The sequence below is a fragment of the Bacillus sp. JJ783 genome, assembly GCF_036963225.1.
Taxonomy (GTDB): domain Bacteria; phylum Bacillota; class Bacilli; order Bacillales; family Bacillaceae_G; genus Bacillus_A; species Bacillus_A cereus_U.
Window position 1 is genome coordinate 13843 of record NZ_JBALMG010000111.1, and the last position, 16509, is coordinate 30351.

Genomic DNA, 16509 nt, shown 5'->3' on the forward strand with positions numbered 1-16509 from the left:
GTGGGGGATGAACAAAACCCCCACTGATTATAGTTTCACTTTATAAAGATTACGATACAATAACAAAAACCCATCACCGCATTCTTATGTATAGTGATGGGCTCTACCTATGATTTTCTATGTTCAAAAGAATGGGCAATCTAATTGATCAACAGATTCCCACGATTTTTTTTTTACATTTTCGGTGGATTTACTATTTTCTAGTGGTACGTTTTTAAATGGATTCACTTCAACTTTTAGTAGAGATGGCGGTTCTACATATAAAGAAAAAACATGACTACTTGGCAAGGCTTTCGATACATCAATATCTCCTACTTGTTTAAATAATTGCTGGGCCGCAAAGAAAAAGAAATTAGTTGGATTAGATTGTTTATTAAGCCAAGCAATCATTTCAGGCGATACTGATTTATTAATGTTAATTTTCACTCGATCACCACGTTTATATCGCCTAGATCGCATACTTCCACCAACTAACTTATCGTTAAGTTTGTAAACCCTAACTCTTTTTGCTTATGCTCTCTATATTTTGGCGAGCATGTATATACTAATAACCCACGAGCATTGGTGAATAACGGGTTATCTACAAAGATCACATTTTTCAAGCGTCCTTTTTGTTTCAAAATCATTTTTAAGCTATTTTTAATAATAACTGCGCCCCCACCATAAATAAATACATATGGATCGTCTTTCATATCATCAATTTTGTTAATAATATCCGTTGCGACACGTGCTGCTAAACCTAAAAATGCTGGCTGCGATTCCTCAACTAACAATGCATTTCTTGGGTGCTTTTCATTTAAATAAATTTGGTTAAATTCTGTAATGCTATCAATTGTTTTCGTAGGATATTTCCGATTCCACCTCGTAATAATTTGTAGTAACGTTTCTTTTACACCGTACGATAATCCTTTACTTAATTGCGGACGGAAATTTACCCCTAATGAAACAACTTCTTCCGTTGTCCCCGCGCCAATATCAAAAGACAATAAAGTTTTATCTACAAAATCAATTTCTGAAACTTGATTTTGTTCACATTCTATTTTATGTTTCACAACATTTCCTTCCTCATCATATACAATCCCCCACGTCCCAGAAGCGCCTTCAGGTAGACATTTACAAAACTCAATAGAAACATTAATCGTAACATCGCGTCCATTTGGATAATGGAATATGACCTTGTGATTACCCATATACCGTTTCGCATTTTCAGCAGCAATTTCCTGTGTAATAAGTTGCATTGGAAGAGCAACAGATAAATCATAACGAATATTAATATGACTTGAAGTAGGGCTTTGACGCATAGCACTTATCGCTAAACCTGAAAGGATTGTAATGACCATTAACTCATCAGTAGATTTATTTGATTTTTTCTCCACTTCAGTACCTTTTAATTGATCTTGAATCACTTTTTCTCCAACGATGTATCGTACATTATTTAACATTAGCGATGGAGAACTAATGGTCACATCAATGTGATTCTCTAATTCTGACGATGAAACTTCACCCTCATCTAACAACCCCGTAGACTCACCTATATATAAGGAATAAATACTCGGAATAAAAATAGGTTCCTGCCCTTTCACCATTAACTTCAAACCATTATTTCCTGCATCTGCACCAGCTTTTAAAAGAATAGACATAACTACCCCCTAAATTAATCTGACATCCCTTCCAAATATATGCGAGCCCATTCTTTTACATTCAAATGTAATGTAATTTTTTCTTCATCCTTTAAACAAAATATCATAAACATTCACTTCATATGTAAAAAATGTTTGACATAAAACTTTTCCAATTTTATACTATGGATGTAAAGAGTTTTTTACAAAAGTGGAGGTGCAATTATATATTGAATACTAAAAAAATTATTTTTGTAATCATAACTTTATCTTTAATCGCTATACTTGTACATGGCACATACAAATACATAACTGAAGGTTCAATTTTGGGTGGGACTATTTTCGCTGCTTCTTTAATACTTAGTAATTTAATTAATCATATTACATGGGGAGATCCAAACGGAGTATCGAAAGAAAGTCAAGATGAGATGGGACAACAAATTACATATAAAAGCTTTAAAATCGCGTATTTTGTGCTTGTAGGTGTTATGTTCCTTATATTACTCTGCTCGGAAGGATTTTCTATGGGTTCCAATTTGGATGGTGTAAAAAACCTTCCACTCTTTATTGCACTCTGTTCTTCCTTTCTTATTTTCCCTATTGTTGAACTCATTGTCGCCAAACAATATAAATAAAAAAAGTGGTTTTCTAAATGCAGAAAACCACTTTTTTATGTTTAAATACCTTCTGCTATTGCTTTCAGCTTATTCACAGTCCGCCAGTTCCTTACTGTAGCTGGCGTATGTAATTTTTGAAACTGGTTCATTAGTTTAGAATTACGAATGCTTTTTTTGAAAAATAAATACACTACTCTTCCTTCGATATGGCAATCTTCTATGTCACTTTTGTACATAAGTAACCGCTTACTGTCTTCTTCAGAAAGTGGATTAGCTAAAAAGGCCACATGTAAACTTTCTCCTTCTAATAACGAATGGGTCTCGTAAGGACACTTTTTAATAATATTAATAAATTCATCATTTGCTCGTAACATGACTGGAACATTGAAATCAAAAACGTTCTTAATTTCACATTCAATTCGTTCCTTTAAAAAACTTATCTCTTCTTCTGACTCAAACACTACATTTCCACTTTGAATATATGTTTTCACTCTTTTTAACCCTATTGATTCAAACATTATTTTCAAATCTGCCATTTTGATTACTTTATGTCCACCTACATTAATTCCCCGTAGTAGTGCAATATAAATTGTCATATGATTACCCCTCACGTATTTAAATGCTTAACAATCGAATTGTTTTGCACCTTCATGCTTCTCGAATACTTACTTTAATACATCTAACATATCATGTACGGAAAATATCTCAAATTAAAAAACTTACTACATGATTTTTTTCAAGAGTAAGCTTTGTTATCTCATTATCTCGTTATAGGTAAATGTAATATGAATTGTTGTCCAATTGGTCCCATTCTTCTAAACCCTTTATCTTGAAATCCAACTTTCTCATATAACTTTTGTGCCGGAATGTTTTTTTCATTTACAGCAAGAATCACTTCATTTTTTACTGGATAATAATATTTTACAAAGTCTTGTAATAACGCCAATGATTTTTTAGCATATCCCTTATTTTGTTTATTGTGATTAATGGAAAAAGAAGTTAAAAGTATGGCATCCTTATTTTCTGTAAACTCCTGTACTCTATCACCTGTTTGTAATATAAATACACCGACAGGTACTCCGTTATAGTCTAAAATAACAACTACATTTTTCGTTCGATCATTTTTCGCTTTCTCCAGTAATTCACCTGGATTCGCCGTAAATTGAACTTGTTCACTTGGTAAAGTAAATGATTGTATTATCTCTTTATACTGCTCCTTATACGGAACTAATTGTATTTCCCCTGTATGTATGTTCATGCTTAACTCTCCCATTCCTTCAAGTTATTAACTTAAACCTTGCTGTGTTTTAGAATGCACTTTTCCATCCAAAAATGTAATTTCAGCAAATGATTTTGGATCATTTCCTTTCCAAGCAAAAATTTGTTTAATTCGTGTAGAATGTTCTTCCCCTTCTTCTATGAGTAAATCCCCTTCAAAACCGATTAAATCTTTCACTTCTAAATATGTCATTCCTTCATTAATATTTGAGAAATGATTTACATTAATGGATTTTTGATTTTTATTTTCCGTTATAGTAGAAGATGTAGCAGTTTTCTTCTTCACTTCTTTCTTCTGGTCACACGCTGTCATACTAAAACCTATGCATAAACTACACAATATGAGTGTGCTTTTTTTCATCATAACGGTTGTCCCTCCCCTCATTATTAAACCATATTTTCCCTTAAAAATAAACTGAATATTTAATTTTAAGGGAAAATCCCGTACAATTTAGTACGGGATTTTCCCTATTTTTTCAAATGATTATTGGACTGATCATCTTGTTCTTTTCGAAGTTCTTGTTCTTCATCTTTTGGTAATTGTTTATCATTATCTTTAATCGGGTTTGTTTCTCTATTTTCAATCATATCATTTGGAACTTGCGGCATTACACGGCCAACAATTGCTGCTAATTCATCAAGTATGCCTTCACCAGTTTTGCCATTCTTAATTTGCTTACCTATTTGTTTTAGTCTTTCATACGTATCAACATCTGCTACAACGACTGCATTCGCACCATTTGGGTCATTCTTCAAACTTTCTGCAACAGAATACTTAATTGACTCAACGCGAGTTCGATCAAGTTTCGCTTTTACATCAATACCTACAACAGCATATTTCCCAACTACTACTGCTGTCGCATCGTTTACACCAGGTATACTTGCAGCTAAAGATGCCAGATGATCAGCTGCTTTTTCATTTGGCTTATTTGATTTATTTGTATACGTAACATTTTTCATCGAGACATTTTTTTGTTCTGGCTTTTCATTAGGATTGTCTTTTTTTCCAATGCTACATCCAGTAATAACGAAACAAAGCATTAACATATATATAATGATTTTCATTATTTTCACCACTTTATCATTGATGTTTAATCATAAATTTTTTCAACAGCTTGCATCTTCTTCACTTTTTCTTCTGCCCCGCTATTTGCGTTAATGAAAATTTGGTACGTATCTTTCCCTAAAGTACCAACAAACTCATAGCAAAGTACTTCATTATGCAAGTCATTTACTACTACAGCTTTACGTTCTTCCATAACTTTTACATCGGGATTAATTTTCTTTCTCGCCTCAGCAGCAGTTAGCTTCGCACTCGGAATTGTTCGTTTTTGATGCGATGCTAAATATTCCTTTGCAGAAAAACCAACAATCGATCCATCATCTAAAGCAATTTTCATTTGAATTGCTTCTGGATAAATACGCACTCCATTTTCATTTACAACGTACGTAAACACACCGATATTATCATATTGAGAACTATCAAATAGCTCCATATTTGTAAACTTATGATCCTTTAAAAATGTTAATCCTTTACTTCCTGCATCATTTAAACTAATTTTTTGCTCTTTAATCTCTCGGTTATTCATTACCCAAATTGGATATCCACCTTTTCCCGTAATATCCATATAAAATTCATTATTTGTTGCTGGGTCTTTAATTTTCACACTGTAGAAAGATTCTTTTGCACCTTTTCCACTTTTCTCAACATCTACTTTTTCATTTCCTTTTAAATTCAAAAATGATTTTGCAATTTTTCCTGCCTCATCTTCTGAAATTGCTTTTCCTTCTGCTTCAAACCCACCTTTTTTGTTCTTTTGTGCACTTGTAAAAGTAGGTCCGAAATTAGTAGACGAGTACGACGTTACATTCTTTTCAACTGTTTTTAATCCATCAATAATTGTGTTATCTGCTGGATCTCGGTTTGATGCAAGTGCCATTTCAACGTCCATCCAGCGTAAGTTGTTTTTCAACACAAGGTGTTGCACTTTTCTTAGTTCATCTTGTATATTTCCTGCATTTGAATATAACGTTTGTAATGTTTTATATTCTTGCTCATTTAATGGTTCTTTTTCTAAATCACGAATTGCTGCACGATAACTAAAATCACCGATATTTGCTAAAAATTCTTCAGTTTTATTAAACGGCATTAATGTTAATGGTAGTTGACCTACATCAGAACGAGCTTCAGATGTTAAACGCCAAACATCTGCTAATGCAGGTGATAAAGATGTGCGTGAATTCATGGCAAGCGTTGTGCCAATTTTATCGTGTAATAAATCAACCTCGTATGCTAAATCATGGAATGCTCGTTGATAACTATTTTCCGCTCGAATTAAAACCGCATTTTTCTCTTGGTGTTCTTTATAGCCCCAATATCCTGTTCCAACTACACCGATTGTTAATAACACAATGATAATACCTCTTAACATAGTTCCACCTCCGCTCTATTTACAGAAAATATGTTTACCGATTTTTTTAATTTGTGGACGAGTCCAAATCCATTTACTTGTCGCGGTATCTGGATTGAAATAATATAATGCATTCCCGGTTGGATCCCATCCATTGATCGCATCTAATACAGCTTTTTTCGCTGTTTCATTTGGCGTTAAATATATTTGTCCGTCTGCTACTGCTGTAAAGGCTCTCGGTTCAAAGATTACACCTGAAACGGTATTTGGAAACGATGCACTTGTAACACGATTTAAAATAACCGAAGCCACTGCAACTTGTCCTAAATATGGTTCGCCACGTGACTCTCCGTATACAGCGTTTGCCATTAACTGAATGTCATTTTGAGAATAACCGTTTGGAACATTTGTCCCTTTACTTTGTGGTGGTTTATTTTCTTGTGCAGTACCACCGCTATTCCCTTTATTAGTTGTAGTACCTTTATTAGCGGTCGACTTATCATACTTTGTCGCTTTTACAAGCATTTGCTTCGTTTTAGCACCCGCTAAACCATCAACCGGCAATCCAAATTTTTGCTGAAAGTTTCGAAGCGCCCAATATGTACCCCATCCGAAAACACCATCTACTTTTCCTGTGTAAAATCCGTTATGTTTCAAACGAGATTGTAATTCAATGACATCTTCTCCAGATGCTCCCCTTTGAATTACTTGATTAGAAAAGGCTTCTACATTTTTGGTTTGTATACTACTTACCATTAAAGATAAGCCAATAAAGGTAAGTAAAACCGCTATCTTCAAAAAACCTTTTTGAAGCATATATTTCCCTCCTTAATTACAGTAATGAATTCATGGTTATGTTTTGTAAATGTGAAGCTTTTATGTAAAGAAGACAAAAAAAGCCAAGCTTATATGCTTGAAGATATATGCACACAATATAAAAAAGAGTAAAAGGAGCTTATTATGAAGCATTTCTTCACACGTATAGCATTCGCGATTTTTTTACTAACAGCATGTTCAAATATATATACTGATCCGTCTATCGTTCACGCACAGCCGCCCTATGCAAAATGGGGTAAACTAGCCGTTGAAAAAACGAAAGAACAATATCCGAAAGCTGAGATTATCGATTACCTTCATATAGGTAGAAAACCAAAAACTGTTCAAATAACAGTTGAAAAGTTTAAATTATGGCTACGTGAGGGTGGAAAAGAGTATGGTGTTTTTGTGGATGTAGAGTTTGATACGAAAACAGAGAAATTTTTAAAGATGTCCTTTCAGAAGACAAATCGGTAAAACAAAGAAACTTCCGTCTTTACATACAGACGGAAGTTTCTTTATGTACTTCTTCCTTAATAAGGAGGATTATTTTTTAAATGCAAAGATCGATTCCCTAACATTTTTACTAATCCGCAAATAGCTCCAATAACAACGGATATCCCTATACTATATAAAAGTACTCTACCATATCCACCTATTCTCGGATCGAGAAACGGATATGGGTACCAATTCACGAATGGACCGCGTATTAAGCTATAGACAACATATAAAAGCGGGAAAACAAGCCAACTCGCAGCCTGTTTCCATGTAATGGTCTTTGTAGGTGGATTTATAACCCAGTCTAAAATCATCGCTAATGGCATGATGTAATGAAGCACAGTATTTACCCACGGTATTGCTGTTTGAAGTGACTCTTCTAATCCCCTTAATAACAAAAAATAAATAAGTCCTGTTGTCAGTATATATACTGTAGCTGCGCCGCGAAGAACTCCAAACTGCTCAGAACGTCCGAATGTGGCTGTCCCCACGCTACTTAATAGTAGAATTACCGCCCCTAAAATATTACTTTCAATTGTGAAGAAACTAAAAAAATTAACTGGATTGAACGGTTTCACTTGTGCTCTTGTAACAAATTGAGTAATAAGTGCACTAAACGCTAGAAGACTTAATAACAGTCTATAAATCGCTATCATTTTTGCACTTCTCATACAACACCCCCTTCCTCTTCTTATTTATGATTGGAATTCTCTATTATATGCTCTATAAATAACTTTAATGGTACGAGGCCACGTTTCGGCATGTGACTACTAATAACCGCTACGAGCTCTAACTGCGGAATGATAATAATGTATTGCCCTCCGTATCCCATAGCAAAATACATACAATACGGTATGTGAAATCTTTCGTTATGTAATACCCACCAGTGATATCCATATGCTCCGACATGTTCATACGTTTCGAATAGAGCTGTAGTTGATTCTTCTAACCATTTCGATGATACAATATCATTTCCCTTCCAATATCCATTGTTCAAACATGCTTTTCCTAACTTTAATAAATCTATAGATTTCATTTTCATACCAAATCCGCCAACATATATACCTTGCGGGTCTTGTTGCCACTCATACTCCGTAATGTTTAACGGCTCAAATAAATATTTTTTCGCGAATTGCTCCGTCGACATTCCAGTTGCTTCTTGAATAATGTAACTAAGTAAATGAGAAGAGCCTGAATTATAATTCATTTTCGTACCCATTTCTTCAATGAGCGGCTTTTCTAAAATATATTGCACCCAATTGTCTGATTCCACAAAATCATTTGGGAAAACAACACCATTTCCGAACTCTTGCCAATCTTCTCCTGTTGTCATCGTTAATAAATGATACAGCGTTAATTCCCTCTTATTCTCCGGTACATTTGGAATCCACGTTGTGATTTGTGTATGTATATTATTTATAAATCCTTTATCAATTGCGATACCAATTAATATAGATACGATACTTTTTGTAATCGAATTAATTTTAAATAAGTCATTTGCACAGTCTATCGTTTTATAGTACTCAGTCGTTAATTCCCCTTTTTGATAAACAAGAAATGTATTAACTTTTTTCTTTTCAAATTTATTTTGTAATTGCTCAAAGTTCAAGAAATCTTCCTCCATCTAAATGATTATGTAATATTTGTTGTTCATCTCGTTCTCTCTATTAAATCATATTTGTTTTTAAAACAAAAAAATAAACTTGCCAGCATTTAATAGCTGACAAGTTTATTTTATAATTTCGTTCGAACATTCCAAAGCTCTGGGAAGAAGCATTGATCAAGCACTCGCTTTAAATAAGATACGCCAGAAGAGCCACCTGTTCCCATTTTATGACCAATAATTCGTTCTACCGTTTTCATATGACGGAAACGCCATTGTTGTAGCCAGTCTTCAATATCGATTAATTTCTCTGCAAGCTGATATAAATCCCAATATTTCTGCACGTCCGCATATACTTCTATCCAAGCCGCTTCTACAGTTGCATCCTCTTCGTAAGGCTGCGTAATATCACGGTTTAACACATCTTCATGAATTGGGAATCCTTCTTTAACAAGCGCTTGTATCGCCACATCATACAAACTTGGTGCATGAAGTGCTTTATGAAGACGAGCATGTAATTCTGGGTCCTTTTCATAAATCTTTAATGCATGTGGTGTTTTATAACCAAGTGCATACTCAATCATTCGATATTGATACGATTGAAAACCGGAAGCCTGACCAAGTGAATCACGGAACTCAATATATTCTGATGGCGTTAATGTCGCAAGAATATCCCAAGATTGAATAATTTGCGACTGAATTTTTGATACACGTGCTAACATTTTAAAAGCTGGTGGTAATTTATCTTGTTTAATAGATTCAATTGCTGCATTCAGTTCATGTAAAATTAGTTTCATCCAAAGCTCACTCGCTTGGTGAATAACGATAAATAACATTTCATCATGATGATCTGATAATCTTTGTTGACTAGATAATAAGCTATCTAGCTGTAAATACTCTCCGTACGTCATATTTTCCTTAAAATCAGTGTGAATCCCTTTTTCCATAATTACCTTTTCGTTTTCTTTCATATTAATCAAACGCCCCTTTTATATATTTCTATTTATATTGGTCTAATAACAGCGCGAACTGGGCTCCCATCTGCATCTGTTAATGCAAGTGGTAAGGCAATAAGTTCGTAATCGCCGTCTGCTACGTGATCGAGTACGACATTTTCTAAAATGTGAATTCCGTGTTTAAATAATTGATGATGTGCTGCTAGTTCTTTATCATCTAAAGGATCAACAGAGGGTACATCTACCCCAATTAAACGAATGCCCTTACTTGATAGAAAATCTGCAATATCAGCACGTAAATACGGGATTTTTTCTGGAAATTCTTGCGCTTTACCATGTGAAGATGTACGTAATAATAATCGCTCTACACCTTCTAATTTAAAACGTTCTAATTCCTTTTTACCGATACTCTCCAGCCCTGACACATCGATAACTCGTGCTGCGCCTACATATACGTGTATATCTAAATCTAACACCTTCTTACCGTCATTATCGAAATGAAATGGTGCATCAATATGAGTACCTGTATGGATACTCATCGTTAACTTTCCGACATTTACTGAACCACTGTCTTCTTTTGACCATGAAACTTCATACGAGAACGGTGTATCCCCTGGCCACGTCGCGATATCATTATTTAGCGGTTGTGAAATATCAATCCACTCCGATGTTTTCATGCTTATGCCACAACCTCTCGCTTATTTTCAAAGTTTTTATATTCTTCATTTTTCATAATTTTCTTTAAGATTTGTACAGAGTTCCATACTTCCTCATACGTATTGTATAAAGCAACTGGCGCAAGTCTAACTCCATTTGGAGCTCTAAAGTCTGGAATCACTCCATTTGCTTTTAACGCTTTACATATACGTGCCGCCTCAGCATGTTCTAAATAAATATGTCCGCCTCGTTTTTCATCCTCTAGCGGATTTCCGATTGTAAATCCCATATCATTTAACTCCAATTGAATTAAATCAAGCATATATCTTGTTATATGTAATGACTTTTCACGTAATCTTTCAATACGGGCATCTTTAAAAATTTCAAGAGAACCGATTAATGGTGCAATACTTAATACGTGAGGTGTCCCTATTTGATAGGCTCCAGCATGATCAGCCGCAGTTAATGAATGTTCCATATCAAACTGCTTATCCTTTCTAGAGCTAAACCAACCAGATAATCCTGGAAGTCTATCTAAATGTTTTTTATTCACATATAAACCTGCAACACCACCAGGACCTGCATTTAAATATTTATAATTACACCATACAGCGAAATCTACATCCCCTTCGTTAAAATGATGCGGAATAGAACCGATTGAATGACATAAGTCAAAACCGATATGAATACCACGTTTATGAGCTTCAGCTGTTAATCGCTTCATATCGAGAATTTGTCCGCTTCTATATAGTACAGAAGGCAATAAAATTAAAGCGATATCATCTGTCATTGCCTGAATAATATCATCTTCAGAAAGTGTTCTTCCATCTCGACTTTTCACTCGTACTAAATGCTCATCTGGATCTAAGCCTTTTAAACGAATTTGACTTTGAAGCGCATAAATATCTGACGGAAATGTTAATTCATCCGCAAGAATTTTTGTACGTATTCCTTTCGGCTCATAAAACGTCGCAATAACTTGATGTATATTCGCAGTCGTGGAACCGGTTACAATTGTTTCTTCCGGCAAAGCTCCAATAAGAGGTGCTGTCAATTCACCTAATTTCTCCGAAAGGAAAAACCACGGATGCTCACCTTCAGTCCATCCATCAATTCCAAACTCTTTCCATGAATCTAGCAAAGTAAGTAACGATTTCTCTGCTCTTTTTGAAAGCAAACCTAAAGAGTTACCATCTAAATATATTGTTCCTTCTTTTTTATAAAATTCAGTTTGAAAATCTTTCAGTTCATCATGTTTATCACATTCAAGCGCATACTCATAAGTTGGTTGAAATGGTTCTTTATACATGGTGTCACCTTCTTTTAATTTTCTTTTTATTCTAACTAATTGAAATATATCACTTAAATTGATATAACGTCAATGATATTATGTCAGTTGACTTTATATACGAACTTCTTTTACAATACAATTATATTTTCAGATATTTCAGTATAAAGAGGTGATTCCTTGAAAAACACTACTCTTTCAACAAGAAAACACCGCTCCTTAGAAACGAAAAAGAAACTATTACATTCCGGTTATACTATTTTTATAAAAAACGGATTTCAGAAAACTACAATCACGCAAATTATTAAACATGCAGAAACTGGTTATGGAACAGCATATGTATACTTTAAAAACAAAGATGCTCTCCTCGTCGTTTTGATGGAAGGTGTGATGAATCGCTTTTATGATATTGCTGATCGCTCTTTTTCCCCTCAAACAAAGGCCGAAGCACGAGATATGATTCAGAATCAAGTGCGCGCTTTTTTACAGTTAGCACAAGAAGAAAGAGCTATATTACAAGTTGTTGAAGAAGCAATAAGAACCTCAAAAGAAATACGTCAAAAATGGGATGAGATTCGCGAACGCTTTGTAACACGGATTATACAAGACATTACTCATTCCCTGGAAAATGAATTAGTACGAACTAAGTTAAATAAAGAGATTGTCGCATGCGGCTGGTTCTCTATGAATGAAATGTTCCTTTGGACAATCGTTCAAAATGATAAAAAAATTGATGTAGAAGAAATAGTGTATACATTGACGGAAATGTATACGACGGGGTTATATAAATAGCACATTATAACCTCAAATAAACCGTTACTAAGTATATTGAGTAACGGTTTATTTAAAATATTTTATTAACGATACAAAAATACAAAATAGCGATGCAAGTAAGAGAATAATCCCCAGATTTTTATTCTCTTTTTCATCTTTCTTAAAATTTTGTACCCCCATACCAGCTAACATAAATCCTAGAAGCAATTGTAGAATAAGCATACTTTGTTTCGAATCATCATTCCAACTATAGATGCAATAGACCATTACAATAATTGCGAGTATGAATGTGGTAATTCTAATCATAAGAACACCCCCTGTTTGATTCTATTGTTTTAACCTACTCACCATTCCAACAATAAACTTATACTCAGCTCTACTTTTTCTTACTTTCTTAAAGCCCTCTCTCGTATCAAAAATAAAACACGTTTTCCACAACCAAATTCGTACATATAAAGACTCAAAATAAATAGGTTTTATAATGCCGCGTTCCTCAAATTCAGTTCCGTCTTTATTTTCAGTTTCTGTTCGAACGAACCACCTATTCCCGATTCCAATTTCAATATACTTCACATGTTAACCCCCTTCAGGAAATCTTCTTTCTAACTATTCTATTATTTCCCCGGTAAGCGCACATTCCGACAGAACGTGAGCCCACAAAGAAAAAGCAGATTACAAAAATCTACTTTTATAGCCTAAATTTTTGCATTCGTTTATAAAATGTACTGCGTGGCACAGTAAATAATTTTGCAGCTAATGAAACATTTCCGTTTGTCTTTTCTAGCGCTTCAATCATGCTATAACACTGTAGTTTTCCGTGAAAATTCAGCGTATGTTTTTCTTTATTTCCATTTTGTAACTCAATTTGTTTTTGATTTCCCATCACCGTCTGTAATAAAATGACATTTGCGTTTCGCATATTTCCCGTCCATTTATATTTTGAAAATTGATCACAAATAACAACTTGTCGATCACTATCAATTACATCTAAAAAGCGGTGAATTACATGTAGTTCGTTTTGATGTATTTGAATGCTACATTCACGTTCAATCGCATGGGCAATTGAAGTTAACATACCTAGCATATACGGATGTGAAAACTCAATCGAACAGGAGAAATAGCATTTTCAACACAATTTGAATATCTTAATGAATTTCTTTATGTTTTTTTATCAACACTATATTTTGTATAATGGAGCCTACTAAAATACATAACCAAAACCACTTTATCGGATTGTTATTTAAAAAGAATATTGCCACTGCTATTGCGAATAAAATAGTGGATGCTAAACTAATATATAATTTCGTTCTCATCCCCATTTGGCTTCACTCCTCTATCATTTTACAGTACATAGTAACTTTTCATTTTTCATCTCTATTATGTACTCTCGTAAAACATATTCTTTCCCGCCATGTTTATCATACCAATCATGTATTCTTTTAACATGCATTTTATCATTTCTAATTTCCGTTTCAATTTCTACATATTCTTCATAACTAGCATATTCCCATATTGCAAATACTTCAGTCGTACCATCATTATTATCTTTCATCCAGCGTCCTATTAAACGAGAACCATATTTTAATTGATTAGGTAAATTAGTATCATTGAAATGATCATTAAATATTTCTATGAATTCATTTTTTACTACATAGTACTTCCTTCTGTAAAACATACTTCTTCACCTCTTTTATGAAAAGTATCAGTAAACCTTCCCATTACTACCGTATTATAATACTTACCATCCGACAGTTTTTTATCATTTTTTAGAATACCTTCTACCCCAAAACCTAAATTTTTATAAAGCTGAATGGCTTTCTTATTTGTCTCTAGCACTTGTAATGCTATCTTTTTCACTGCATTTTCATCAGCCCAATTAATAGATTGTTGTAATAGGCACTTACCCATTCCATATCCCCAAAACTCTTTTAAAATACAAACTCCGAATTCTACTTTATGAGATAATCTCGTTAAATCAGATCCTTCACATCTCGAAAATCCAACGACACGGTTATGAACTTCCGCAACTAAAAAGAGATTTTTTGTTTTTTCACTATCCGTTTTTATTATTTCCTGGAATCCCTTCGTATCTATAAATCCCTCTCCAACTTCTCTATCCATATTTTCAGTTTCTCCATCGATCTGAACTCGTATTTTCGATAACTGCTCTGCATCTGTCTCAGCTGCAGAGCGAATTGTATAAGTTAATCCATTTATATGAAACTCTTGTCCTTTTATAATCATTTCAAACTCCTTTTAAATGCAGTCTATTGGCGCTATTACAATTTGTTTACCTTGTTTCTCAAATTCTTGAATAGTTTCTTTACTAGCCTCTTCATCTGTTATTATAAGGTCAATTTCTTTAAGTGACTCTCCTTTTATAAAGCAGTCTATTCCGAGTTTATTATGAGGAGCTAAACAAATATTTTTTCTAGTAATTTCACTTACCCTTTTACTAAAATATGCAACTTCAGGTGTTGCAGTACTTATACCATGTAATGAAACTCCACCACCTGTGGAAAAATAAATATCAATAGTAAAACTACTAATCAATTCCGAGGCAAGTGTATCAGTAATATTTCCTGAAGGTTTTACCTTACCACCAATTAAATACACTTCTATGTTCTTATATTCTCGTAACGAACTAGCTATCTCTATAGAATTCGTAATAACTGTGAATGATGTTTCGGGTAAAAATTTTAACATAGCACAATGAATTGAAGCCCCACCAATAAAAACGGAATCTCCTTCTTGTATATAAGATGCAGCAACTTTAGCGATTGCGTCCTCATATATAGGGCCATTACTATAACGTTTAGATGGCTCTGCAGCTAAGTTCCTCACTCTTGCAAGTTCAATTGCACCTCCGTGCGTCCTTTTTAATAAACCCTCTTTCTCCATAATAGATAGATCTCTTCTTATAGAATCAATAGACATATCAAATATTTCAGCAAGATCTTTTGCGACTACTCTTCCATCTTTCTTAAGCAATTCTAAAATGTTCTCTCGACGCTCTTCAGTAAACATGTTCTCACCACCGTTATTGAAAATTCAGAAATTTAATATTTATGTTAATTATATGCATGTCCCTTCCGTTTTACAATATTTTCAATTCTTATTTTTTCAGCTTTATGCAGGTTTTCTCTCTCTTTCTATTTCATTAACTTCAACACCGAATAAATGTATATTTGCATATCCTACTAAAATACTTCTATTTATCTCCTTATTGTTGTAAAATTATCCCTATGTTTTACTTTTTAATACAGAAAGGAATTACTATGAAATCTTTAATTAAAGTAACTTGTACAGCATTAATATTTACAGGAATAATGGCAGGATGTAATAGCAGTGCTACACCAAAACAAGAAAAGAGCGCTCTCGAAAAGAATGCAATGCATTATGGGGAAATATTTAAAAACGGATACTATAGAGCAACAGTTGAAAATGCAAAATTTGAAAAAATAGACAAAGAGTGGCGTCTTACAGCTCGTGTTACAATTAATAATGCTCGTGCTGACGGAAAAACAATAGATCTTACAGAAATAAAATATTTCATAAAAGATGAAAAAACTGGTGAAAAATACGAAGGTGAATTTATACAAAATGAGAACGCTGAAAAGGTTCCATCTGAGTTCTCTTTAACTACTGACATTGTATTTAATATGAAAAATTCACCAAAAGATTTAAATAATATGTATTTGTACATAGATAGTAAAGCTGCTCCGTTAACAGATACATATTGGAAGCTTGAGAATCTAGTATCAAAATAAAAAACAGTCTTAAATGACTGTTTTTTTGTTATCGAACTTGTAAACTTCAGCAAAAGAAACTCTCTTTATTATAAGTTAATATACAAATTTGCATTTCTTTATACCAATCTCTTGTGAAATATTTCAATGACATCTCTCCTAAAATATTTTAACATCCAAGAAAAGCAATATATTTATTTATTATATCATTCCAATAACCATTTTTTCTAAAGAAAAAATGTA

General features: G+C 33.6%; 23 protein-coding genes and 1 pseudogene. 4 read left to right on the top strand and 20 right to left on the bottom strand.

The annotated features are described in order from the left end of the window. Window positions 1–123 precede the first annotated feature (123 nt). Entirely contained in the window at window positions 124–459 is a 336-nt protein-coding gene (locus tag V7038_RS22100; protein WP_335695640.1) for a hypothetical protein, read from the bottom strand. Between the two features lie 11 nt (window positions 460–470). Beyond that, window positions 471–1640: a ParM/StbA family protein gene (locus V7038_RS22105; protein WP_002013097.1), complete on the bottom strand. Its 1170-nt coding sequence runs from the start codon at window positions 1638–1640 to the stop codon at window positions 471–473. Window positions 1641–1849: 209 nt separating this feature from the next. Here V7038_RS22105 and V7038_RS22110 point away from each other — a divergent pair, with 209 nt between their 5' ends. Then, complete coding sequence (locus V7038_RS22110; protein WP_002127690.1) at window positions 1850–2254, top strand: hypothetical protein; 405 nt, start codon at window positions 1850–1852, stop codon at window positions 2252–2254. Between the two features lie 41 nt (window positions 2255–2295). Here V7038_RS22110 and V7038_RS22115 read toward each other — a convergent pair whose 3' ends face one another. From V7038_RS22115 to sleB, 6 genes are all read right to left on the bottom strand, one after another. Continuing rightward, window positions 2296–2832, bottom strand: coding sequence for a DUF1697 domain-containing protein (locus V7038_RS22115; RefSeq protein ID WP_335695641.1), 537 nt, complete (start codon window positions 2830–2832; stop codon window positions 2296–2298). A gap of 164 nt (window positions 2833–2996) precedes the next feature. Next, window positions 2997–3494, bottom strand: a complete 498-nt coding sequence (locus V7038_RS22120; protein ID WP_002013093.1) for a GNAT family N-acetyltransferase — start codon at window positions 3492–3494, stop codon at window positions 2997–2999. 27 nt (window positions 3495–3521) lie between these two features. Beyond that, complete coding sequence (locus V7038_RS22125) at window positions 3522–3878, bottom strand: hypothetical protein (RefSeq protein ID WP_002110242.1); 357 nt, start codon at window positions 3876–3878, stop codon at window positions 3522–3524. Window positions 3879–3982: 104 nt separating this feature from the next. Further along, window positions 3983–4579 carry a YhcN/YlaJ family sporulation lipoprotein gene (locus tag V7038_RS22130; protein WP_002110243.1) on the bottom strand — a complete coding sequence of 199 codons (597 nt, stop codon included), beginning with the start codon at window positions 4577–4579 and terminating at the stop codon, window positions 3983–3985. A 26-nt stretch (window positions 4580–4605) separates the two neighbouring features. Further along, a complete protein-coding gene (ypeB, locus tag V7038_RS22135; protein WP_002110244.1) occupies window positions 4606–5946 on the bottom strand; it encodes a germination protein YpeB in 1341 nt (446 codons plus the stop codon). 15 nt (window positions 5947–5961) lie between these two features. Further along, complete coding sequence (sleB, locus tag V7038_RS22140) at window positions 5962–6741, bottom strand: spore cortex-lytic enzyme (RefSeq protein WP_070128421.1); 780 nt, start codon at window positions 6739–6741, stop codon at window positions 5962–5964. 144 nt (window positions 6742–6885) lie between these two features. Between sleB and V7038_RS22145 the strand changes: the two genes are divergently transcribed. Beyond that, the gene (locus V7038_RS22145) at window positions 6886–7218 is read left to right on the top strand and encodes a DUF3889 domain-containing protein (RefSeq protein ID WP_071151310.1); all 333 of its coding nucleotides are present in this window, start codon (window positions 6886–6888) and stop codon (window positions 7216–7218) included. Between the two features lie 56 nt (window positions 7219–7274). Here V7038_RS22145 and V7038_RS22150 read toward each other — a convergent pair whose 3' ends face one another. The 5 genes from V7038_RS22150 to kynU form a co-directional block, all read right to left on the bottom strand. Beyond that, on the bottom strand, window positions 7275–7910 hold the full coding sequence (locus V7038_RS22150) for a Pr6Pr family membrane protein (protein ID WP_070146557.1): 636 nt from the start codon (window positions 7908–7910) through the stop codon (window positions 7275–7277). A 20-nt stretch (window positions 7911–7930) separates the two neighbouring features. Next, on the bottom strand, window positions 7931–8848 hold the full coding sequence (locus tag V7038_RS22155; RefSeq protein ID WP_335695642.1) for a serine hydrolase domain-containing protein: 918 nt from the start codon (window positions 8846–8848) through the stop codon (window positions 7931–7933). A gap of 125 nt (window positions 8849–8973) precedes the next feature. Next, window positions 8974–9813 (bottom strand): tryptophan 2,3-dioxygenase, encoded by an 840-nt coding sequence (gene kynA, locus V7038_RS22160; RefSeq protein WP_002110249.1) that lies wholly within the window; start codon window positions 9811–9813, stop codon window positions 8974–8976. A gap of 32 nt (window positions 9814–9845) precedes the next feature. Beyond that, window positions 9846–10475: an arylformamidase gene (kynB, locus tag V7038_RS22165; RefSeq protein WP_002110250.1), complete on the bottom strand. Its 630-nt coding sequence runs from the start codon at window positions 10473–10475 to the stop codon at window positions 9846–9848. Between the two features lie 2 nt (window positions 10476–10477). After that, on the bottom strand, window positions 10478–11764 hold the full coding sequence (gene kynU / locus V7038_RS22170; RefSeq protein WP_070146561.1) for a kynureninase: 1287 nt from the start codon (window positions 11762–11764) through the stop codon (window positions 10478–10480). Between the two features lie 159 nt (window positions 11765–11923). Between kynU and V7038_RS22175 the strand changes: the two genes are divergently transcribed. Further along, window positions 11924–12535 (top strand): TetR/AcrR family transcriptional regulator, encoded by a 612-nt coding sequence (locus V7038_RS22175; RefSeq protein WP_002110252.1) that lies wholly within the window; start codon window positions 11924–11926, stop codon window positions 12533–12535. A gap of 48 nt (window positions 12536–12583) precedes the next feature. Here V7038_RS22175 and V7038_RS22180 read toward each other — a convergent pair whose 3' ends face one another. The 7 genes and pseudogenes from V7038_RS22180 to V7038_RS22210 all read right to left on the bottom strand — a co-directional run bounded on the left by V7038_RS22180 (window position 12584) and on the right by V7038_RS22210 (window position 15544). Further along, window positions 12584–12823: a YczI family protein gene (locus V7038_RS22180; protein WP_070146562.1), complete on the bottom strand. Its 240-nt coding sequence runs from the start codon at window positions 12821–12823 to the stop codon at window positions 12584–12586. Between the two features lie 21 nt (window positions 12824–12844). Continuing rightward, window positions 12845–13090 (bottom strand): DUF3977 family protein, encoded by a 246-nt coding sequence (locus V7038_RS22185; RefSeq protein WP_002110254.1) that lies wholly within the window; start codon window positions 13088–13090, stop codon window positions 12845–12847. Window positions 13091–13205: 115 nt separating this feature from the next. Beyond that, window positions 13206–13418: pseudogene (locus V7038_RS22190) on the bottom strand (helix-turn-helix domain-containing protein); the annotation flags it as partial. 244 nt (window positions 13419–13662) lie between these two features. Continuing rightward, a complete protein-coding gene (locus tag V7038_RS22195; protein WP_002110256.1) occupies window positions 13663–13836 on the bottom strand; it encodes a hypothetical protein in 174 nt (57 codons plus the stop codon). 17 nt (window positions 13837–13853) lie between these two features. After that, a complete protein-coding gene (locus tag V7038_RS22200) occupies window positions 13854–14192 on the bottom strand; it encodes an NIPSNAP family protein (RefSeq protein WP_002110258.1) in 339 nt (112 codons plus the stop codon). Next, complete coding sequence (locus tag V7038_RS22205) at window positions 14165–14761, bottom strand: GNAT family N-acetyltransferase (RefSeq protein WP_070146564.1); 597 nt, start codon at window positions 14759–14761, stop codon at window positions 14165–14167. Before V7038_RS22205 ends, V7038_RS22200 begins: the two co-directional genes overlap by 28 nt. Window positions 14762–14773: 12 nt before the next feature. Further along, window positions 14774–15544: a DeoR/GlpR family DNA-binding transcription regulator gene (locus tag V7038_RS22210; RefSeq protein ID WP_070146566.1), complete on the bottom strand. Its 771-nt coding sequence runs from the start codon at window positions 15542–15544 to the stop codon at window positions 14774–14776. 251 nt (window positions 15545–15795) lie between these two features. Between V7038_RS22210 and V7038_RS22215 the strand changes: the two genes are divergently transcribed. Next, complete coding sequence (locus tag V7038_RS22215; protein WP_070146567.1) at window positions 15796–16287, top strand: hypothetical protein; 492 nt, start codon at window positions 15796–15798, stop codon at window positions 16285–16287. Window positions 16288–16509: the final 222 nt, after the last annotated feature.

Excerpts from the sequence above, each read along its gene's own strand:
- V7038_RS22130 (WP_002110243.1), bottom strand. The coding sequence starts at position 4,579 with ATGAAAATCATTATATATATGTTAATGCTTTGTTTCGTTATTACTGGA.
- sleB (WP_070128421.1), bottom strand. The coding sequence starts at position 6,741 with ATGCTTCAAAAAGGTTTTTTGAAGATAGCGGTTTTACTTACCTTTATT.
- V7038_RS22215 (WP_070146567.1), top strand. The coding sequence starts at position 15,796 with ATGAAATCTTTAATTAAAGTAACTTGTACAGCATTAATATTTACAGGA.
- kynA (WP_002110249.1), bottom strand. The coding sequence starts at position 9,813 with ATGAAAGAAAACGAAAAGGTAATTATGGAAAAAGGGATTCACACTGAT.
- V7038_RS22200 (WP_002110258.1), bottom strand. The coding sequence starts at position 14,192 with ATGTTTTACAGAAGGAAGTACTATGTAGTAAAAAATGAATTCATAGAA.
- V7038_RS22210 (WP_070146566.1), bottom strand. The coding sequence starts at position 15,544 with ATGTTTACTGAAGAGCGTCGAGAGAACATTTTAGAATTGCTTAAGAAA.
- ypeB (WP_002110244.1), bottom strand. The coding sequence starts at position 5,946 with ATGTTAAGAGGTATTATCATTGTGTTATTAACAATCGGTGTAGTTGGA.
- V7038_RS22195 (WP_002110256.1), bottom strand. The coding sequence starts at position 13,836 with ATGGGGATGAGAACGAAATTATATATTAGTTTAGCATCCACTATTTTA.
- kynU (WP_070146561.1), bottom strand. The coding sequence starts at position 11,764 with ATGTATAAAGAACCATTTCAACCAACTTATGAGTATGCGCTTGAATGT.
- V7038_RS22115 (WP_335695641.1), bottom strand. The coding sequence starts at position 2,832 with ATGACAATTTATATTGCACTACTACGGGGAATTAATGTAGGTGGACAT.
- V7038_RS22105 (WP_002013097.1), bottom strand. The coding sequence starts at position 1,640 with ATGTCTATTCTTTTAAAAGCTGGTGCAGATGCAGGAAATAATGGTTTG.
- V7038_RS22100 (WP_335695640.1), bottom strand. The coding sequence starts at position 459 with ATGCGATCTAGGCGATATAAACGTGGTGATCGAGTGAAAATTAACATT.
- V7038_RS22150 (WP_070146557.1), bottom strand. The coding sequence starts at position 7,910 with ATGAGAAGTGCAAAAATGATAGCGATTTATAGACTGTTATTAAGTCTT.
- V7038_RS22180 (WP_070146562.1), bottom strand. The coding sequence starts at position 12,823 with ATGATTAGAATTACCACATTCATACTCGCAATTATTGTAATGGTCTAT.
- V7038_RS22120 (WP_002013093.1), bottom strand. The coding sequence starts at position 3,494 with ATGAACATACATACAGGGGAAATACAATTAGTTCCGTATAAGGAGCAG.
- kynB (WP_002110250.1), bottom strand. The coding sequence starts at position 10,475 with ATGAAAACATCGGAGTGGATTGATATTTCACAACCGCTAAATAATGAT.
- V7038_RS22125 (WP_002110242.1), bottom strand. The coding sequence starts at position 3,878 with ATGATGAAAAAAAGCACACTCATATTGTGTAGTTTATGCATAGGTTTT.
- V7038_RS22205 (WP_070146564.1), bottom strand. The coding sequence starts at position 14,761 with ATGATTATAAAAGGACAAGAGTTTCATATAAATGGATTAACTTATACA.
- V7038_RS22145 (WP_071151310.1), top strand. The coding sequence starts at position 6,886 with ATGAAGCATTTCTTCACACGTATAGCATTCGCGATTTTTTTACTAACA.